This window comes from Brevibacillus sp. HB1.2 (assembly GCF_013332495.1).
GTDB classification, from domain to species: Bacteria; Bacillota; Bacilli; order Brevibacillales; family Brevibacillaceae; genus Brevibacillus; species Brevibacillus porteri.
This window is the reverse complement of the sequence record NZ_JABMIU010000011.1, coordinates 182,248-198,007: the sequence shown is the minus strand read 5'-3', so window position 1 is coordinate 198,007 and position 15,760 is coordinate 182,248. Positions and strand designations below refer to the sequence as shown.

The 15,760-nt window shown below is 48.2% G+C and carries 18 protein-coding genes; 8 read left to right on the top strand and 10 right to left on the bottom strand.

What is annotated here, in order from left to right:
- From HPY28_RS22535 to HPY28_RS22510, 6 genes are all read left to right on the top strand, one after another.
- On the top strand, positions 1-1,407 hold a 1,407-nt coding region (locus HPY28_RS22535; protein ID WP_174231453.1), incomplete at its 5' end, for a YcdB/YcdC domain-containing protein.
- Between the two features lie 16 nt (positions 1,408-1,423).
- Positions 1,424-1,966, top strand: coding sequence for an RNA polymerase sigma factor (locus HPY28_RS22530; RefSeq protein ID WP_174231452.1), 543 nt, complete (start codon positions 1,424-1,426; stop codon positions 1,964-1,966).
- The gene (locus HPY28_RS22525) at positions 1,947-3,404 is read left to right on the top strand and encodes a hypothetical protein (RefSeq protein ID WP_174231451.1); all 1,458 of its coding nucleotides are present in this window, start codon (positions 1,947-1,949) and stop codon (positions 3,402-3,404) included. The genes HPY28_RS22530 and HPY28_RS22525 overlap by 20 nt, the downstream gene beginning before the upstream one ends.
- A 142-nt stretch (positions 3,405-3,546) precedes the next feature.
- On the top strand, positions 3,547-3,894 hold the full coding sequence (locus tag HPY28_RS22520; RefSeq protein WP_017251491.1) for a PadR family transcriptional regulator: 348 nt from the start codon (positions 3,547-3,549) through the stop codon (positions 3,892-3,894).
- Positions 3,894-4,583 (top strand): permease prefix domain 1-containing protein, encoded by a 690-nt coding sequence (locus tag HPY28_RS22515; RefSeq protein ID WP_173622889.1) that lies wholly within the window; start codon positions 3,894-3,896, stop codon positions 4,581-4,583. Before HPY28_RS22520 ends, HPY28_RS22515 begins: the two co-directional genes overlap by 1 nt.
- A complete protein-coding gene (locus tag HPY28_RS22510) occupies positions 4,564-5,121 on the top strand; it encodes a DUF4825 domain-containing protein (RefSeq protein ID WP_174225623.1) in 558 nt (185 codons plus the stop codon). Before HPY28_RS22515 ends, HPY28_RS22510 begins: the two co-directional genes overlap by 20 nt.
- A gap of 112 nt (positions 5,122-5,233) precedes the next feature.
- Here the strand turns inward: HPY28_RS22510 and HPY28_RS22505 are convergent, their stop codons facing one another.
- The 3 genes from HPY28_RS22505 to HPY28_RS22495 form a co-directional block, all read right to left on the bottom strand.
- A complete protein-coding gene (locus HPY28_RS22505) occupies positions 5,234-6,241 on the bottom strand; it encodes an inorganic phosphate transporter (protein ID WP_017251488.1) in 1,008 nt (335 codons plus the stop codon).
- A gap of 19 nt (positions 6,242-6,260) precedes the next feature.
- The gene (locus HPY28_RS22500) at positions 6,261-6,878 is read right to left on the bottom strand and encodes a DUF47 domain-containing protein (RefSeq protein WP_017251487.1); all 618 of its coding nucleotides are present in this window, start codon (positions 6,876-6,878) and stop codon (positions 6,261-6,263) included.
- A gap of 81 nt (positions 6,879-6,959) precedes the next feature.
- Entirely contained in the window at positions 6,960-7,574 is a 615-nt protein-coding gene (locus tag HPY28_RS22495) for a LysE/ArgO family amino acid transporter (protein ID WP_017251486.1), read from the bottom strand.
- Positions 7,575-7,721: 147 nt separating this feature from the next.
- On the opposite strand from HPY28_RS22495, the gene HPY28_RS22490 reads away from it, so the two are divergent.
- Positions 7,722-9,170 carry an aminotransferase-like domain-containing protein gene (locus HPY28_RS22490; protein WP_174225621.1) on the top strand — a complete coding sequence of 483 codons (1,449 nt, stop codon included), beginning with the start codon at positions 7,722-7,724 and terminating at the stop codon, positions 9,168-9,170.
- A 42-nt stretch (positions 9,171-9,212) separates the two neighbouring features.
- Here the strand turns inward: HPY28_RS22490 and HPY28_RS22485 are convergent, their stop codons facing one another.
- The 7 genes from HPY28_RS22485 to HPY28_RS22455 form a co-directional block, all read right to left on the bottom strand.
- On the bottom strand, positions 9,213-9,545 hold the full coding sequence (locus HPY28_RS22485) for a spore coat protein (RefSeq protein ID WP_017251484.1): 333 nt from the start codon (positions 9,543-9,545) through the stop codon (positions 9,213-9,215).
- Positions 9,546-9,558: 13 nt separating this feature from the next.
- Positions 9,559-9,879 carry a ferritin-like domain-containing protein gene (locus HPY28_RS22480; RefSeq protein ID WP_007718471.1) on the bottom strand — a complete coding sequence of 107 codons (321 nt, stop codon included), beginning with the start codon at positions 9,877-9,879 and terminating at the stop codon, positions 9,559-9,561.
- 104 nt (positions 9,880-9,983) lie between these two features.
- Complete coding sequence (locus HPY28_RS22475) at positions 9,984-10,790, bottom strand: hypothetical protein (protein WP_174225620.1); 807 nt, start codon at positions 10,788-10,790, stop codon at positions 9,984-9,986.
- Between the two features lie 77 nt (positions 10,791-10,867).
- Positions 10,868-11,710, bottom strand: coding sequence for a pyrroline-5-carboxylate reductase (gene proC, locus HPY28_RS22470; RefSeq protein ID WP_174231450.1), 843 nt, complete (start codon positions 11,708-11,710; stop codon positions 10,868-10,870).
- Positions 11,711-11,730: 20 nt separating this feature from the next.
- A complete protein-coding gene (locus HPY28_RS22465) occupies positions 11,731-12,999 on the bottom strand; it encodes a glutamate-5-semialdehyde dehydrogenase (RefSeq protein ID WP_017251481.1) in 1,269 nt (422 codons plus the stop codon).
- Between the two features lie 39 nt (positions 13,000-13,038).
- Positions 13,039-14,139, bottom strand: a complete 1,101-nt coding sequence (proB, locus tag HPY28_RS22460; protein WP_017251480.1) for a glutamate 5-kinase — start codon at positions 14,137-14,139, stop codon at positions 13,039-13,041.
- A 349-nt stretch (positions 14,140-14,488) separates the two neighbouring features.
- The gene (locus HPY28_RS22455; protein WP_174231449.1) at positions 14,489-15,106 is read right to left on the bottom strand and encodes a hypothetical protein; all 618 of its coding nucleotides are present in this window, start codon (positions 15,104-15,106) and stop codon (positions 14,489-14,491) included.
- A 152-nt stretch (positions 15,107-15,258) separates the two neighbouring features.
- On the opposite strand from HPY28_RS22455, the gene HPY28_RS22450 reads away from it, so the two are divergent.
- The gene (locus HPY28_RS22450) at positions 15,259-15,675 is read left to right on the top strand and encodes a hypothetical protein (protein ID WP_017251477.1); all 417 of its coding nucleotides are present in this window, start codon (positions 15,259-15,261) and stop codon (positions 15,673-15,675) included.
- Positions 15,676-15,760 lie beyond the last annotated feature (85 nt).

Genomic DNA, 15,760 nt, shown 5'->3' with positions numbered 1-15,760 from the left:
GATGATGGAACGAATGATATAACCATCATCTTGCAAACGTCCAAGGAGAAGAAGAAGCCGTCTTTTGAATTCGGTTTGGATAAACAAGGGAATCCCGATTGGTTTAGCTACGACGAGGAATTTCCCGAAGAAGGAAGGCCGAAGATTGAGCATGACAAGGTAGTCAGCAAAGCAACAGATTTTATGAAACAATGGTATGGTCCAGATATGGGCGGCTTTGCCTATAACCCTAACTATTCAAGGGACAACGAGGCCCATTTTACAAAATTGGTAAACGGACTTCCGTATCTGAATATAAATGTTCGTCTAACCGTAAACAGCAAAGGAGAAATTATTTCGAAAGGATCAGGTTTACATAAATATAATCTTGGAGACGATGCACCCGCCTTGGAAAATATGAAGTTTGCTGATCCAAAGGAAGCCATATCCAAGGATCAGGCTGAAAAAGCCTTCGCCAAACACCTGAAGCTCTTTTATTTGAAACAGCCAGTAGAGAGATATGACGAGAAAACGAAGAAATACTTGTATGGCTCTCCTACATTACGATACAAATCGGAATTCTCGGAATTTATCGATGCCAAAACAGGCGAGGAAGTTCCTCCTTATGTCGGTTCGGCGAACGGTTCGGGGAGTGCATATAATCCCATTGTCAGAGTGAATCCTGTCGGTAAGGAAGTAACCGTAAAGACGACAGAGGAAGCAGCAGCTATGTTCGCTGCTTTTGGGATCGAGAGCAAAGCTGAAAAAATAAAAGAAGGCATTTCTGAAGATACAAAAGGTAAGAAATATACACATGAAATCAATAAAGACTTTGATGCTGAAATTGAAACGGAGGAAGAAACAGGACGATTCATGAGCTACCGTGTGGTTGACAAGAGAAAGAAAGAAATAAAATTCCCTAAAGAAGATCCAAACGGAAAGAAATGGCTAACGCCAGAAGAATCGATGAAACTAGCTATTGCTGCGCTGGAAAAGTACGGACCCAAGCATTTAAAAGAAGTGATGCCGATTGGCAAAGCAGAGTTTCAACAGAGAGGCGCTGTGCAGGGCTTCAGGTTTGTAAATGTGCACGAAGGCATTCCCGTTCTGGATGATGAGATTTTTATCAGAATAGACCGTATCACGGGAGAGGTTATAGGTCTGCATATGGAGGATGTATCTTGGGAACCACTCATTCTGCCTGACCCCAAAAAGGCTGTATCACATGAGCAGGCGCTAAAGGAATACTTGAAAGTGCGTCCACTGGAGCTGCAATATTTCACATCAGATGCCGATATTGAGTCGGATAACCGAAACTATCAACCCATTCTGGTGTACAGAACAGCTATATCTCTAGACCACCGAGAAATTGATGCCCTAACCGGCAAATTTACTACTACAGCTGAATTTCATTACAGTCCGTACTAAGACAGGAGGCTAACCCGTGCAGGAGGATATCGAGCAGCGGATCAGCGCGATCTATCATGCTCACTATCAGGACGTTTACTACTTTCTGCTCCATTTTACCGGCAACCAGAATGATGCCGAGGATTTGACGCAGGAGGTTTTTACGAGAGTGTTAAAAGGGCTCGCCGGATTTGATGGCAGAGTCACTCTGAAAACATGGCTCTTCTCCATTGCCAAGCATGCGGCGATCGACCAGCATCGCAAGCAGAAGGTCAAGTCCTTTTTCTCAGAAAACTGGCTGATGAAGCTGGCGACCAAGGAAGGGGGTCCGGAAAACGTCCTGACCAAGAGGGAAAACGTTCGTGAGCTGAAGCAAGCGATCCAAAATCTAGCGCCCCATTATCGTCTGGTTCTGATTTTGCGCTGCATCGAGGAATACAGCGTCAAGGAGACGGCAGAAATCCTGGGTGTATCGGAATCCAAGGTGAAAGTAAACACCCATCGGGCATTAAAGCTGGTCAAAGAAATGATGAATGATACGGAGGAAGGGGGCTTTCTAAATGAGTGGGCTAGAGGATGAGAAGCTGACGGTCCAACTGCGAGGGTTAAGAAGGCAAGACCCACCCCCTCGTCAGGAATTTGTCACCTATTTGGATCAGACGCTGGTTAAACAGGCAAGGCAGATGAAGCAGAGGAAAAAAGTGGGCCGTATCTTGTCGATGACAGGAGGTGCAGCTGCAACTGTCGTACTGGCTCTCTTGGTAGCTGTACCTGACGGAAAAGAAGCACCAGTTGGGACCAGCAGTGTACGTACGGAGCAGCGTGCAGAGAATGCGCCTTCACTGGCAAAAGAGAAGGACATACCGGAGCAAAGGAATATTCCTCCTGTTACCGAGCAGCGGAAAATAAGCCAGGTGAAAGAACAGCCCAAACAGAAAGAACAGAGTGTCATTACGCAATCACAATCGCTCCCAAAAAGCCAAATACTGCCCAAAACGGCAACCACGGCTAGCAATACGCCAACGCTGTCTGTCGAGCAATATATGAAGCAGAAATTAGGCGAAAAGAGTAAGCAATATCAACTCGCTTCTAACCATCTGGAAAAAGATACGGCTGTTTTTCAACGCGTCATTAACGGTATACCGTTCGCCGACAGTGTCGTGAAGGTTCCCTTGGAGTCAGATGGAACACCAGCGGGTATGGTCATTGAGGAGAATCTCGATGCAGAAGTGGATCTCTCGCTATTTCCCAATCCAGAAAAAGCAATTTCCAAAGAGGACGCAGTACAAAGGCTGACAGCCAGTTTGAAGCAAGAAGAAGTAGCGACTTTTGCGGGCTATATCAACGCATTGAACGGGGAAGTCCTCGATCATCGTTTTCAGAGCGTGGCGGCAACTGGTAGCTATAGCCTCATCCCGATTCAGGCACAAGGTAAGCTGCTCATGGCCAACTCAGATGAGGAGATAGCCACTCTGATCCAGCAAGAGTTCGGTGTACGTATCGGAGGGGATAACCGTCCATTATCAACAGAAGAACAAGAATCGTACATGGAATATACGTGGAAAATGACAGATGCTACTTATCTCACTGCGAGGTTTGCCAAGAAATCTGGTCAACTACTGGCGTATCGGATGAAAACAAATACGGAGTCACATACTTCCCCAGAGCTGTCCCAAGCAGAAGCAGCCCAAATCGGTGCCAAAAAACTGGCGTACTATTTGCCAAGACAAATCACACAGCTTGCAATGGAGGGCGCGGCGGTGGAAGACTCAGCAATCAGGCTAGACTTCATTGCCATTACACAAGGAGCAAGAGCGGAGAGTCACAAGTATAAGGTTTGGGTGAATAGCACCAGCAGACAAGTAGTAGGCCTGGAAGGGAATTTTTCAGAGATAGGCGAGTCATCTACAGAGTCTAACAAGGGGAATAGTCCCTCACTGGAACTGCATTATGTTTGGCCGGAATTAAACGGAAAACGGACGCCAGCACCCTATCTGGTGTACCAGGTGAAACAATAAAACGACTGGGCTGCCTATTTGTTCAAGACCATCTCAACTTTTTGAGTGGTCTTGTTTTTTTGTGTGAGTAGAAGAAATTTAACACATATTACTCTGACATACATAGTAATATGTGTTATGCTATAGTTGCGAGGTGAACGAGATGAGTGATAGCAGTATCAGCAGTGACATTATCCGCGGTCATATCGATACGATTATTCTCCGTGTCCTGTGTGACGGCGATAACTATGGATACGAAATCATCAAAGCCATTTTCAAAAACAGCGGCGGGCGTTACGAACTGAAAGAGCCTTCCTTGTATACCAGTCTGAAAAGATTAGAGTCACACAAGCTGATCGCTTCGTACTGGGGAGATGAGAGCCAGGGGGGCAGACGCAAATATTATCAGGTGACAGAAGCAGGCAGAGAGGCGTACGAAAAAGCGCTGGCATCCTGGAAAGTCGCCAAAGAATTGATTGACCAGCTCATCGAAAGGCGGGAGGAAGTGTGATGGAGAATTTACAGCACTATGTCGATCAATTGTTTCAAAAATATAGAGGAAGTAAACAAATCGAGGAGCTCAAATGGGAAGTATTGAGCAATTTGGAGGCAAAGGTCGCCGACTTGGTTGCAGATGGGCTATCACTGGATGAAGCGGTGAAAAAAGCAAAGGCCAATCTCCCTTCGATTGATTCGATTGTCGGAGAACGCCGCAAAGTCTACATACTTCCACTCCTGCAAGAACTGTTGCAGCTCGGATTGCTGTACACACTCATTGCCTGGATTGTGACTATGCCACTGCGAATTTGGGGCATGGGTATCTTTTTGAACTATGGTCTGTTTGCGATTTGCATACTCATCGGAATCATTTATTTGATTTTGCTGGGGATCAACCGACCGGCTTCTACGCAAAATTTGACCAGTATGAATGTCCGGTCTGCCTTTTTGCTGCGGAAAACGGGCTGGATGCTTTGGGCGCTTTATATTGTCGGGACACTCGTTTTTACGACTGCGCTCTATTTTGGGAGCAATCTATGGTTTTCAAAGCCAGTGAATCTTACTGGACCGTATCAATTCGCTAACATTGCCGTAGCGTATGCGCTGCCTTTTCTCTCCATACTCATACCACTATGGCTCCACGCCATTCCGCGGCTGATTTTGAAATACGATGCAGGGGAAGGTGACATCATTGCGAAATAAAATGATTCTTGCCTTGGTTCTCATCGGGGTTGTCCTGTTCATGGTCATTCAGATCGTAATTATCCCGGAGAACGAAGCGCAATCAGAGCAATATCAATTAGCTCAGCAAAGCCCGCTGACTCACGATTTGGCATCCATTTTGCCATACAAAAACAAGTACATGGGCGCTACTTCGAATCTGGTCATGTTCAATCATCTGCCGTTGAGTCATCTCAAGCGCACCTTTCAGCTCCGTCCGGAGAAGTTTACGATTGAGATTCATTACGAGGACATGACGACCGACGTCGAGGCGAAATTGTTCAAGCAAGCGATGCTGTATAACTCCGTGTCAGCCTTTGCGCTGGTAGACAATTTGCAAACCGTAGAATATCGTTTTTCTGATACGACGATTGTTGCCACACGAGTTGCTATTCAAGGCCTCTTTGGTGAGGATTTGGCATCGCTTTTGACAAAAGAAAAATGGAGTACAAGCGTGCAGGACAAATTGCGGGATGACACGTTTGTAGAAGAAGGCATAAAGGTTCTTACGAAAAAGTAAAAAACGGGCCATGCAGGCAGCAAAAAACACAAGGAGTTCTTGGGGAAATATAATATTTGATGAGGGACGTAAACGAAAAAAGGGGCGAGCCTGTTACTCGTCCCTTTTGCTTTTAGATAAATACATGCAGCAACAAATACGTAGCTGCAGCGAGCAAGGCAGAGATAGGCAGCGTAATAAACCAGGTGATCACAATGCGTTTGGCGACGCCCCAATTGACGCTTTTCAGCCGTTTGGCTGCGCCGACCCCCATGATCCCGGAAGAGATGACATGGGTAGAGCTGACAGGCAATCCTAGCTGCGTAAAGGTAAAAATGATCGTGGACGAGGTGAGATCGGCAGTTGCACCATTGATTGGTTCGATTTTGGTGATTTTGCCCCCGACCGTCTTGATGATTTTCCAGCCTCCGACAGAGGTTCCCAAGCCCATCGCAAGGGCACAAATGAACTGCACCCAGAAAGGAATGGTGCTTGTATCTGCATGCAGGTCAGCGGCTACGAGAGCGAATACGATAATGCCCATCGCTTTTTGTGCGTCATTGGTTCCATGTGTAAAGGATTGCAGGGCCGCCGTGAAAATCTGAAAGAGGCGAAAACCCCGATTGACCCTGGTAGGGGGGATCATGATCCGACTAAAAATGAAATAAACCAAATTCATCATGAGGTAAGCAGCTACCAGCGCGATAACCGGTGACACAATGAGCGCCTGGAAGATTTTTAAAAAACCAGCCCAGTTGATTTGCGCGCTCCCGGCGGAAGCGAGGACTGCCCCTACGAGTGAGCCGATGAGAGCGTGAGACGAACTGCTGGGGATACCGTACCACCATGTAATCAAATTCCAAAGGATCGCAGACAGGAGAGCAGCCATGACCACAAGCACTCCGAATTCCAGCTTGGCTGGATCGGCGATATCTCCACCGATCGTTTTGGCGACCCCGGTAAATGTCAGGGCACCGATAAAGTTCATGATAGCTGCCAGACCAATGGCAATCTTAGGTGGGAGAGCTTTGGTGGATACGGTGGTTGCAATGGCATTGGCTGTATCGTGAAATCCGTTAATAAAGTCAAAGGAAACAGCCAGGATGATAACCGCAATAACTAGAGGAAGGCTCGTATGCATGAAAGTAGGTCTCCTTGGTTTAAGAGTTGCCCATGATCACAGATTCCATCGCATCCGCGACATCCTCACAATGATCCATGACATCTTCCAGCACTTCGTACACCTCTTTGAGCTGCATGATGTGAATTGGATCGCTCGAGGTTTTGAACAATTGCCGGATGCTCCCCCTCACCAATTCATCCCCTTCGCTTTCTAAATCGTTAATGCGGATGATGTACTCCTTCATAGCGGACAGCTTTTGCTTTTGGAGCAGCTCAATGGCGAGAAGAATTTGCTTGGTAGCGTCTTCGATGAGTTCCCCGAATCTCACCATCGTTTCATCTGCTTCCATGATGTCGTACATATAGAGTCTCGAAGCACAAAACTCCAATCCGTCCAGTACGTCATCCAGTTTGACGGCAAGGTCCAGGACGTCCTCACGCTCGATGGCGGTAATAAATGTCTTGTTGATTTGCACAATGATTTCATGGATGAGCTTGTCGCCTTTTGTTTCGTACTCTTTCATTTCTGTAGAAAAGGTTTTGACAGTCTCCAATGAAGTAATCTTGTATTCATTAAAATAGATCGCTGTTTGATGCACATTTTTCGCAATCTCATACAAGTCATCCAAGAGTGCGTCCGATTTGGTAAAAAGCATAAACAAACCTCCACTTCGAAAACCCGAATAGGAGTATTTTGAGTGGAGGAGGTGGGGATTATGCACTTTTTCACGAACTCTTTACGTCGTGAGTAATTGGGCTGCCATATAGATAGCCACTCCCCACATAATCACAGCGGAAACCATATTCAGGCCACGCTGCAATTTTCCAGACCGATCCAATCGACCTGCGGTACGACCAGCTACGGAAAGGCCGAAAAACCAGAGGCAGGATACGAGGATGCAGGCAATTGTAAAGCCCCATTTCTCTGTTCCGGTATAGCTGAGCGAGCTGGTGCCGATCACGCCGATCGTATCGAGAATTGCATGCGGGTTCAACAAAGAGACAGAGGCAGCAAACATGATTTGCTTTTTCGCAGAAAAGCGTTCTTTCTCTCCATCCTCCGTATTGGGACGACTACGCCACGTTAAATATCCCATGTACATCAAAAAGACGAAGCCGACGACATATAGAACCGTTTTTAGCCAAGTGACTGTCAATACAACCAAAGAGACTCCTAATACCGCCAATAAAATGAGCAGGGTATCACAGAGTGCCGCAGTCAGTACGACGGGCATGGCGCGAAGTAAGGTAGGTTGTAGAGCCCCTTGATTAAAAACGAAAACATTTTGTGCGCCGAGCGGTAAAATAAGTCCAAAAGCAAGCACAAAGCCGTGCAAAATCGCTTCCAGCATGATCATTTCCTCCCCGTTTCTCTCTGGATGCAAAGGCTATTTGCATTACTGTCATTATTCACGGTTGTGAATCTGTTGTCTCCAGCCAATTGGTTTACATCTAAACCAACCAATTTGTACAATGATAAGACGAGGAGGAATGTGCTTGTGTTGACGATTGACTGGAAGCCTGACAAATCATCTGACATACCGATTTACGCGCAGATCGTGGCTTATATCAAGGGGAAAATCGCAGGCGGTGAGTGGCCGATCAATAGTAAATTGCCAACACAAAGAGCGTTAGCGCAAGCCTTTGATGTAAACCGCAGCACGGTAGTGACGGCGTTGGAAGAGCTAAAAGCGGATGGCTTCATTGAAGCAACAGTGGGCAGTGGTTCCGTCGTTAGCAACAATACGTGGTCCTTGCTGACGACCGCCCCTCCCCCGAATTGGCTGGGATACGTTCAGGCAGGGGCGCATCTACCCAACTCGCCGACGATTCAGGATATCAATCGTTATGAGCCAGACCCGAGGTACATTCGCCTGGGGACAGGTGAGCTGTCGCCTAGCTTGATTCCTGTTGCGGAGATGGAAGAGGTCATGGCTAGCTTGCAAGGCAAAATGACACATCTCGGATATTCGGAGCCAAAAGGGCTGTTACCTTTGCGCCAGGCGATCAGCAACCATTTGCGGAGCAGGGGGATTGAAGCTTCTCCGGCTTCTATTTTGGTCGTTTCGGGGGCCCTTCAAGCCTTGCAGTTGATATCGATTGGCATTCTTCACCGTGGATCTGCCATCTTGCTCGAACAGCCTTCGTATTTATTCTCTCTGCCTTTGTTTCAATCATCGGGAATGCGTCTGGTCGGTGTACCGATGGATGCGGAAGGAATCTCTCCCCAAGTGCTTACGAGACAAAAACAGGCGCATAACGCTGCCCTACTCTATACGATTTCGGCTTACCACAATCCGACGGGGATTAGCCTATCAGAGAATCGAAGGGAGGAAGTGCTGGTAGCATGCGAGCGGGAGAGACTGCCTGTGTTGGAAGACGATGTTTATGGAGAATTGTGGTTGGACGAACCGGGGCCATTGCCGTTGAAGGCGAGGGATCAGAGCGGGCTGGTCTTGTATTTGGGCAGCTTATCCAAAACACTCAGTCCGGGGCTGCGGATTGGCTGGATTGTAGGGCCTGAGCCTGTCATTGAACGCCTCGCGGATGTGAAAATGCAGACGGACTACGGAGCGAGTGCTATTTCCCAATGGGTGGCGACAGAATGGCTCACAAGCGAGAGATATTCCCGGCATCTGGATCAGCTAAGAGCGGCACTGCGACACAGAAGGGACAGGATGTGCGAATGGCTTACTCGCTGGTTTGACGATTTGGCAGATTGGCGTATACCACATGGCGGTTTTTATATTTGGCTTCGTCTGCATCAGGCGGTTTCGATGCGCAAGCTTTTTACGGAAGCATTGGCAAAAGGTGTCCTGTTAAATCCGGGCTTTGTTTATGATCAGACGGATAGCCATCATCTTCGCTTGTCCTATGTGTATGCAGAGGAAGCCGACATGGAAAAGGCGTTATTTGTCTTATCTCAGCTCCTCCGTGGTAAGGGTTAATGGAAAGAAGACACCTGCTTGGGTCAGGTGTCTTCTGCTATTTCAATGATAAGGGAACTGCGTGGAGTACCCGCTAAACTGCTGATAAGCTTGCTGCAGTTGTTGCTGTTCAGCAGCCTCCAGCTTGTACCATCCTTTTTGGAACATGAGATTGAAAGCATCGCGTGCTGACTGATGGGTTTCATTCAAAATTTGTACCATGTCATCATAAAGCTGCTGGTGGCTGGCTTCCCGAACGGCGACGTTAAAGTTATCCGTCAAATACTTGCACGTAGCCAGACAGTCGTTAAGGTAGTCACGATCGTTCATTTGCGGACCTTTTACTTGTGGCAGCTGACCGGATTGCGGATTGGCGATCTGGTTTTGGTTTGGCATCCCGATTCCTCCCTTATTGCATTTGATGTTGTGGCTGGGATTGCTGTTGCTGGGACTGTGTCTGTGGAATGGTCGCCATCACTGCGGTGTTGTTGTTTTGCAGGTGACTCAGTAGTTTTTGGTAGTGTCGCTGGTGCATTTGTCCTTGCTGCTCCAGACATTGCTTGACCTGGGGATCAGTAGCTTGTTGTGCGAAAGCATGCAGCTTTTTGAAAGCGATCAGTTCCCATGACAAAGCATCCTTGAGATAGCTCAAGTCCTTTGTCGTAATGACCTTAGGCGGTTCAGGAATCGGAGCTTGTGTAAAGGGTTTGGAAGACAGGATGGATGGCATCGGGTTGCTCCTTTCAGATGGAATCATGTTTAGGATGAGCAACAAGTCAGGATGTAACCCCTGAGGATTGCAGCCAAAAAAAAATCCGGTCGCAAAGGACCGGATCAGGATAGCTCCAGCGAAGTAACGACGATGTCGATGCTTGCGGGAGCGATATTGAGACAATATTGAGCTTCTTTGTACAACGTAGATTGAAGGGCATGGATAAGTGCTGGAATATTTGTCATGTAAGGCAGTTGAAGAGCAATCGAAACCTGAAACCGAGGCAAATCCTCAAAGCTGGAGACGATCTTGACCACATGATGGACCTCGTCAAACTGGTCGCAGGTCGCTTCTACGATTTTTCGCAACACCTGGGGATGAATCATGATACGTCCGCCTGAGAACGGAGGATGAACTACGGTTGTTTCCCCAATCACTTCTTTTTTCGAGCTGAAAATCTGTTGGGCAGAGGAGATGAGGCGCTGGAGGAAATCTTTTTCTACCTCGACACGCGGAATCGGTATCGTGTGCTTGCCCATTGTTTCCCGCACGTAGCGGGCAGCCTCGATTTCCTGCGGAGGCTTGATGGATTCAATCGGGATGAAGTCCACCTGCAAAGGCAAATGCAGAGCTTCCACGATACGACCAATCATCCGCTGAGAAGTTCCTAACACGAGTAGTCGGCTTGGTTGAATCTCGCCGAGACTTCGCCGTACTTCTTCAGCGTGCTCCTTATAATGAAAAATTGCTCGTTTTACCGCCTGAATTTTTGTCTTCTCATATTTGGCAGAGGTTCCGGCCACCTTACGTCCCTGGTAAATCAGGATGCCATCATCAATAATGGCGTCGATGTTCATTCGGTGAGCAAGTTCTAATGCACTGGTGCTTTTTCCTGTTCCACTGGTGCCGTACAAGGCGTAAATTTCCATGGGACCTCCTTCGTCATTTTCTCGACTATGCTTGATCTGTTTTATTATACATGACAAGGAGGGGGGACAAAACGAATTTACTGGTATTGTGCCCCCATCTCCCGCGATCTTTCCGCAGCGCGCAGGATGGCTGCAGTGACGGCCTCCTGGAATTGATAGGCTTCCAATACTTCCAGTCCTGCCTGGGTCGTTCCACCCGGACTCGTTACTTTTTGGCGGAGAATAGAAGGCTCTTCGCGTGTATCGAGCAGCATATGTGCGGCGCCGATCACGGTTTGCAGTGTTAATTGGCGTGCCATTTCCCGATCCAGCCCCGCTGTGGCACCTGCCCCCATCATCGCTTCTACCAAATAGTAAATATAAGCAGGACCGCTTCCAGACAATCCAGTAATGATGTCCAGCTCTTCCTCGGCGACTTCATATACGGTGCCAATTGCTTCGAAAAGTTTGGTAGCTAGCTCGCGGTGCTCTTCCTGGACAAAAGGATTCGCACACAGTCCTGTAGCAGACAAACCAACCGCAGACGATGTATTGGGCATCGTGCGGATGATCGGGCACTCTGCACCGAGCCACTCTCCGATCAAGCTGGTGGAGACGCCAGCAACCACCGAAATGATCAATTGGTCCGAACGAACAACTCCACGCAAATCGTGCAAAGCCTCTGCTGCATCCTTCGGCTTGATGGCCAAAATCAAAATATCGGAAGAGCGGACTACCTCAAATTTGTCCTGAGTAGCAGTTACCCCGTAGTCATTTGCCAACTGTTCCAAACGCTCCCTATTATTGCGGTTGGAGACGGTAATACGCTCAGAAGAGAGTAAGCCTTTCTTTACGATACCGGAAAGCATGGCCTCCACGATCGAGCCTGCACCGAGAAAACCGATCCGCCCTTCTGTAATCATTGTTGCTTGGTTACTCATGGTGATTCCCTCCCTTTGGACTATCGGATTTGGCCGTTTCCGCGTACGACATACTTGTAAGAAGTGAGCGCTGGCAAGCCCATTGGCCCACGAGCGTGAAGTTTTTGCGTGCTGATGCCTATTTCGGCACCGAAGCCGAATTCTCCACCATCTGTAAAGCGGGTAGAGGCGTTGTGATAAACCGCTGTGGCATCGATCGCAGTCAAAAACTGACGGGCTGCGACTTCATCTTCCGTTACAATTGCCTCTGAATGGCCGGAAGTATGCGCTGTAATATGTTCAATGGCCTCGCCCAGGCTATCAACAGTGCGAACCGAAAGAATCAGCGCAGAGTATTCCGTATCCCAGTCTTCTGCCGTTGCATGGTGCAGTTGAGTGGAGAGGTCGGAATGCAGCTCTATCGTACGCTCACAAGCACGGAGTTCAACACCCTTCGCCAGTAGCTTTTGGAGCAAGGCTCGTTGATTTTCCTGTGGCCAACTGCTGTGCACGAGCAGTGTTTCGGCAGCATTGCATACGGCAGGCCGACTCGTTTTGGCATTGATCACGATGCTTTCAGCCATGTCATACTGAGCCGCTTCATCCACATAAATGTGGCAGTTTCCGACGCCTGTTTCGAGTACAGGTACGCTTGCGATTTGCAGAACCCGCTGGATCAGTCCCGCGCCACCCCGAGGGATGATGACATCGACGAGACCATTGGCGGTGCACAAGTAATCGACAGACGCATGTTCGGCAAAAGGCAAGTACTGCACCGTTTCTGCGTCAAGTCCGGTCGCAGTGAGCGCTTGACGAATGCTAGTCGTCAACGCGAGATTGCTGTGAACAGCGCTGTGGCTGCCGCGCAAGACGATCGCATTGCCCGTTTTGATAGCGATAGCTGCTGCGTCAACGGTGACGTTCGGTCTGGCTTCGTACACCATTCCAATGACGCCGAGAGGGACGCGGATTTGTTCGATAAAAAGTCCGTTTGGACGTGTCCACGAGTCGATTCGTTCCCCGACCGGATCATCGAGGGATACCAGCTGCGCCAGACTATCCACGAGCTGTGCAATTCGCTCCGGCGTCAACAGGAGACGGTCCAGATAGGAAGCAGGCTGACCATTTGCTTCCGCGAGGGCGAGGTCCTTGGCGTTTTCTGAGAGAATGACGTCCTCATCAGCCAGCAGCTGGTTGCCAATTGCGACGAGCACCTGATCTTTTTCTTTGCGAGAGAGTATTGCCATTTTTCGTGAGGCCTGTTTGGCCAGGCTCATTTGTGTATGCACTTTTTCCTTCAAGATTTCCATGGTTTCTCCAACTCCTTCTTTTTATCTACATGGATTCGTTTAGATGACAGGCGTCCATTCATCCCGATGTATAACAGTACCGCTGTGTCGCGTTACGTTATCAGGGGAAAGAAAATCACTTAACTGTGCTGCAGTAAATCTGCTGATACCGCGACCGATCAACGTACCCTCACAGTAAACCTCGATAACCTCACCTTGCTCGAACATGCCGGATACATCGCGGACACCTGCCAAGAGCAAGCTTTTGCTTTTTTCCAAAATCGCTTCCGCTGCACCGCTATCAACCGTGATTTTTCCGCGGGTAGGGGAGTGAAGCGCAATCCATTGCTTGCGTGTAGGAACGCCATTCGGTGCAGGTGCTTCTGGATGATAGTTGACATAGGTGCCATTCCCGTTGCCAGTAAGGACAGCCAACAAATCAGTGGTATTCGTCAATTTTCCGATAAAGCTCGGAATTCCTAATGATTGGGCGGTTTTTGCTGCGATCAGCTTGGAGCGCATACCGCCTGTTCCCAGTTGGGAAGCTCCGCCTGCAAGTGCCTCGATTTCGTCTGTCACACATTCGAGCCAGCCCATGTGTTTGGCATCAGCATGATAACGTGGGTCTTTATCATACAAGCCATTCGTATCAGTTAGGATCGTGTACAAATCAGCATGGATGAGACCAGCGACGAGTGCACCAAGCATATCATTGTCTCCGAAGGTCAATTCCGCTACGGATACCGTGTCGTTTTCGTTGATGATTGGCAAAATATTTTTATCCAAAAGCAGTGACAATGTGGAAAACGCGTGCTGATACCGTTCCTTGTGAGAAAAGTCACCGCGTGTCAGCAAGATTTGCGCCACGCTGAAGTTATGGGCGCCAAACATTTGTGTATAGGTCTGCATCAACAAGCTTTGCCCAATAGCTGCCGCTGCTTGCTTGGCTGCCAAGGATCGCGGTCGCTGCTGATAGCCGAGACTTTGATAGCCGCTGGCGACAGCTCCCGAGGAGACTAAGACAACCTGATGACCCGCTTCGCGCAATTGGCTGATAGCCGAGACGAGCAGCGACATTTTCGCCGGATCAACACCGCCTGTAGCTGCTGCAATCGAACTGCTCCCCACCTTTACTACCAAACGCAACTTACCCTTTTTCATGCGTAAAACCCCCTTCTTGCATACAAAAAAGCCCTCTCGTCTCTTTGATAAGGACGAAAGGGCTTGATAACCTCACGCGGTACCACCTTATTTGACGTTTTGGACTGAAGGCATACTTCAGCCAGAAACGCCCGGCTCTCTTTCTTTGATAACAGGTGAAAGAAACCTGTCCAGGTCTTCCCTGGATGCTCTGGGGTGGGTTCAAATCGATTCAAGGACGAAACCTCTCAGCCGGTGGATTTCGCTCTCTGGACCTGAAGGGCGGTTTTACTATTCCCCGTCATTGCCGCTCACTATGTGCTTATTAATTCACTATTATTCGCTTGGTCTGCAAGAAATGTCAAGAGGCTTATTGAAATTGTTCATTCCCATAAGCGCCCACCCGTGATTTGATTTCGAACCGTTTGGTCTTTTGATCGCGTACGAGTCGGTAGCGCAGCGTGCGGTCAGAAGCAAAGGAAGAATCGGTTACATCCTCCACGGTCACACTGAGTTCTCCATTGTTTTTTTGAACAGTCGTGTTTCGTACCGAGATCAGAGTCGGATAGTCGACGCGTGGGATTGCTACGTATACTTTTTCCTTCACCAGCTTGGTTGTCATGTTGTCGTACATGGCTTCTGCCAGTGGACGGCTCCAAAAACGGCCGAAGTACCCCGTTATCTTGTCTTTACTGTCGAAGCGCTCAGGCAATTCACGAAAGACGAGACCATCCTCAAACTCAGATTTGCCCTTCGCATTGTCCGCAGCAGCATAATATACATTTTCCAGCTGATGCTCGGCTTGATTCAAAAAGAGGACCACATCCATTTTGTTATCGCCAAGCTTTTGGATGGCAGACTGCTTGGCAGGCTTACTCTGTGTTTTGGCCTTGTTTTTTGCCTGCTGCTGCTTTACTTGCGTCATGCATCCTGTGACGAGCAAAGAGAGAGCGAGAATAAACATCCAATTTTTCCAGTTGACTTTCATGGCACACCTCACTTGGAAGCAGTCGTTTTACGTTAGCGTGTGTGTCAAAAAAGACAAATAGCCCAGTTAATATATGGATAGGGGTTGTCTGACTCTCGGATTATGTCTATCATGGAGAGAGTTGGACAGATCGAACGATTGAGGTGGAATATATGTTTGGGTTTGGCAAAAAAGCAAAAAAGCCAGATGGTATTGATGTTTTGATAATCAAAACCGAGGAAGCGAAAAATCGCAACTTTTATCAGGTTGCTTTTCCGAGCGTGGTAGCGAATGATATTTTGTCCATGCTGCAAAAATTGGAGAAATCAAAAATGAACAAGCAAGAGTTCCTGGGGGAAATCGGCGGTTTTCGTATCGTAACCCACTTGGAAGCCTTGACTAGTTTTGAAGTTTTGGATGATGCAGATATGGAGGCGCAGCCGATACAGATTCAAGATTTTGCTAACATGCTTTTGCGTCGTTTGGAAGCGTTGGAGGAAAGTGGCAAGTTCGGTGAGAGCGAAGATTTAGCATTCATCATGGGTGAATTGACTATGCTGCGTGATGGCAGCTTTGTACCACAAGACTAAGAAGCTTTAACGAGGGCCGTTGGGATAACCGACGGCTCTTTTTCTTTTCCGGAACTTTTCTTTGAACCACTCGTAATAAATGGAG

Excerpts from the sequence above, each read along its gene's own strand:
- HPY28_RS22525 (WP_174231451.1), top strand. The coding sequence starts at position 1,947 with ATGAGTGGGCTAGAGGATGAGAAGCTGACGGTCCAACTGCGAGGGTTA.
- HPY28_RS22520 (WP_017251491.1), top strand. The coding sequence starts at position 3,547 with ATGAGTGATAGCAGTATCAGCAGTGACATTATCCGCGGTCATATCGAT.
- HPY28_RS22515 (WP_173622889.1), top strand. The coding sequence starts at position 3,894 with ATGGAGAATTTACAGCACTATGTCGATCAATTGTTTCAAAAATATAGA.
- HPY28_RS22505 (WP_017251488.1), bottom strand. The coding sequence starts at position 6,241 with ATGCATACGAGCCTTCCTCTAGTTATTGCGGTTATCATCCTGGCTGTT.
- HPY28_RS22500 (WP_017251487.1), bottom strand. The coding sequence starts at position 6,878 with ATGCTTTTTACCAAATCGGACGCACTCTTGGATGACTTGTATGAGATT.
- HPY28_RS22495 (WP_017251486.1), bottom strand. The coding sequence starts at position 7,574 with ATGCTGGAAGCGATTTTGCACGGCTTTGTGCTTGCTTTTGGACTTATT.
- HPY28_RS22485 (WP_017251484.1), bottom strand. The coding sequence starts at position 9,545 with ATGCCAAACCAAAACCAGATCGCCAATCCGCAATCCGGTCAGCTGCCA.
- HPY28_RS22480 (WP_007718471.1), bottom strand. The coding sequence starts at position 9,879 with ATGCCATCCATCCTGTCTTCCAAACCCTTTACACAAGCTCCGATTCCT.
- HPY28_RS22475 (WP_174225620.1), bottom strand. The coding sequence starts at position 10,790 with ATGGAAATTTACGCCTTGTACGGCACCAGTGGAACAGGAAAAAGCACC.
- proC (WP_174231450.1), bottom strand. The coding sequence starts at position 11,710 with ATGAGTAACCAAGCAACAATGATTACAGAAGGGCGGATCGGTTTTCTC.
- HPY28_RS22465 (WP_017251481.1), bottom strand. The coding sequence starts at position 12,999 with ATGGAAATCTTGAAGGAAAAAGTGCATACACAAATGAGCCTGGCCAAA.
- proB (WP_017251480.1), bottom strand. The coding sequence starts at position 14,139 with ATGAAAAAGGGTAAGTTGCGTTTGGTAGTAAAGGTGGGGAGCAGTTCG.
- HPY28_RS22455 (WP_174231449.1), bottom strand. The coding sequence starts at position 15,106 with ATGAAAGTCAACTGGAAAAATTGGATGTTTATTCTCGCTCTCTCTTTG.
- HPY28_RS22450 (WP_017251477.1), top strand. The coding sequence starts at position 15,259 with ATGTTTGGGTTTGGCAAAAAAGCAAAAAAGCCAGATGGTATTGATGTT.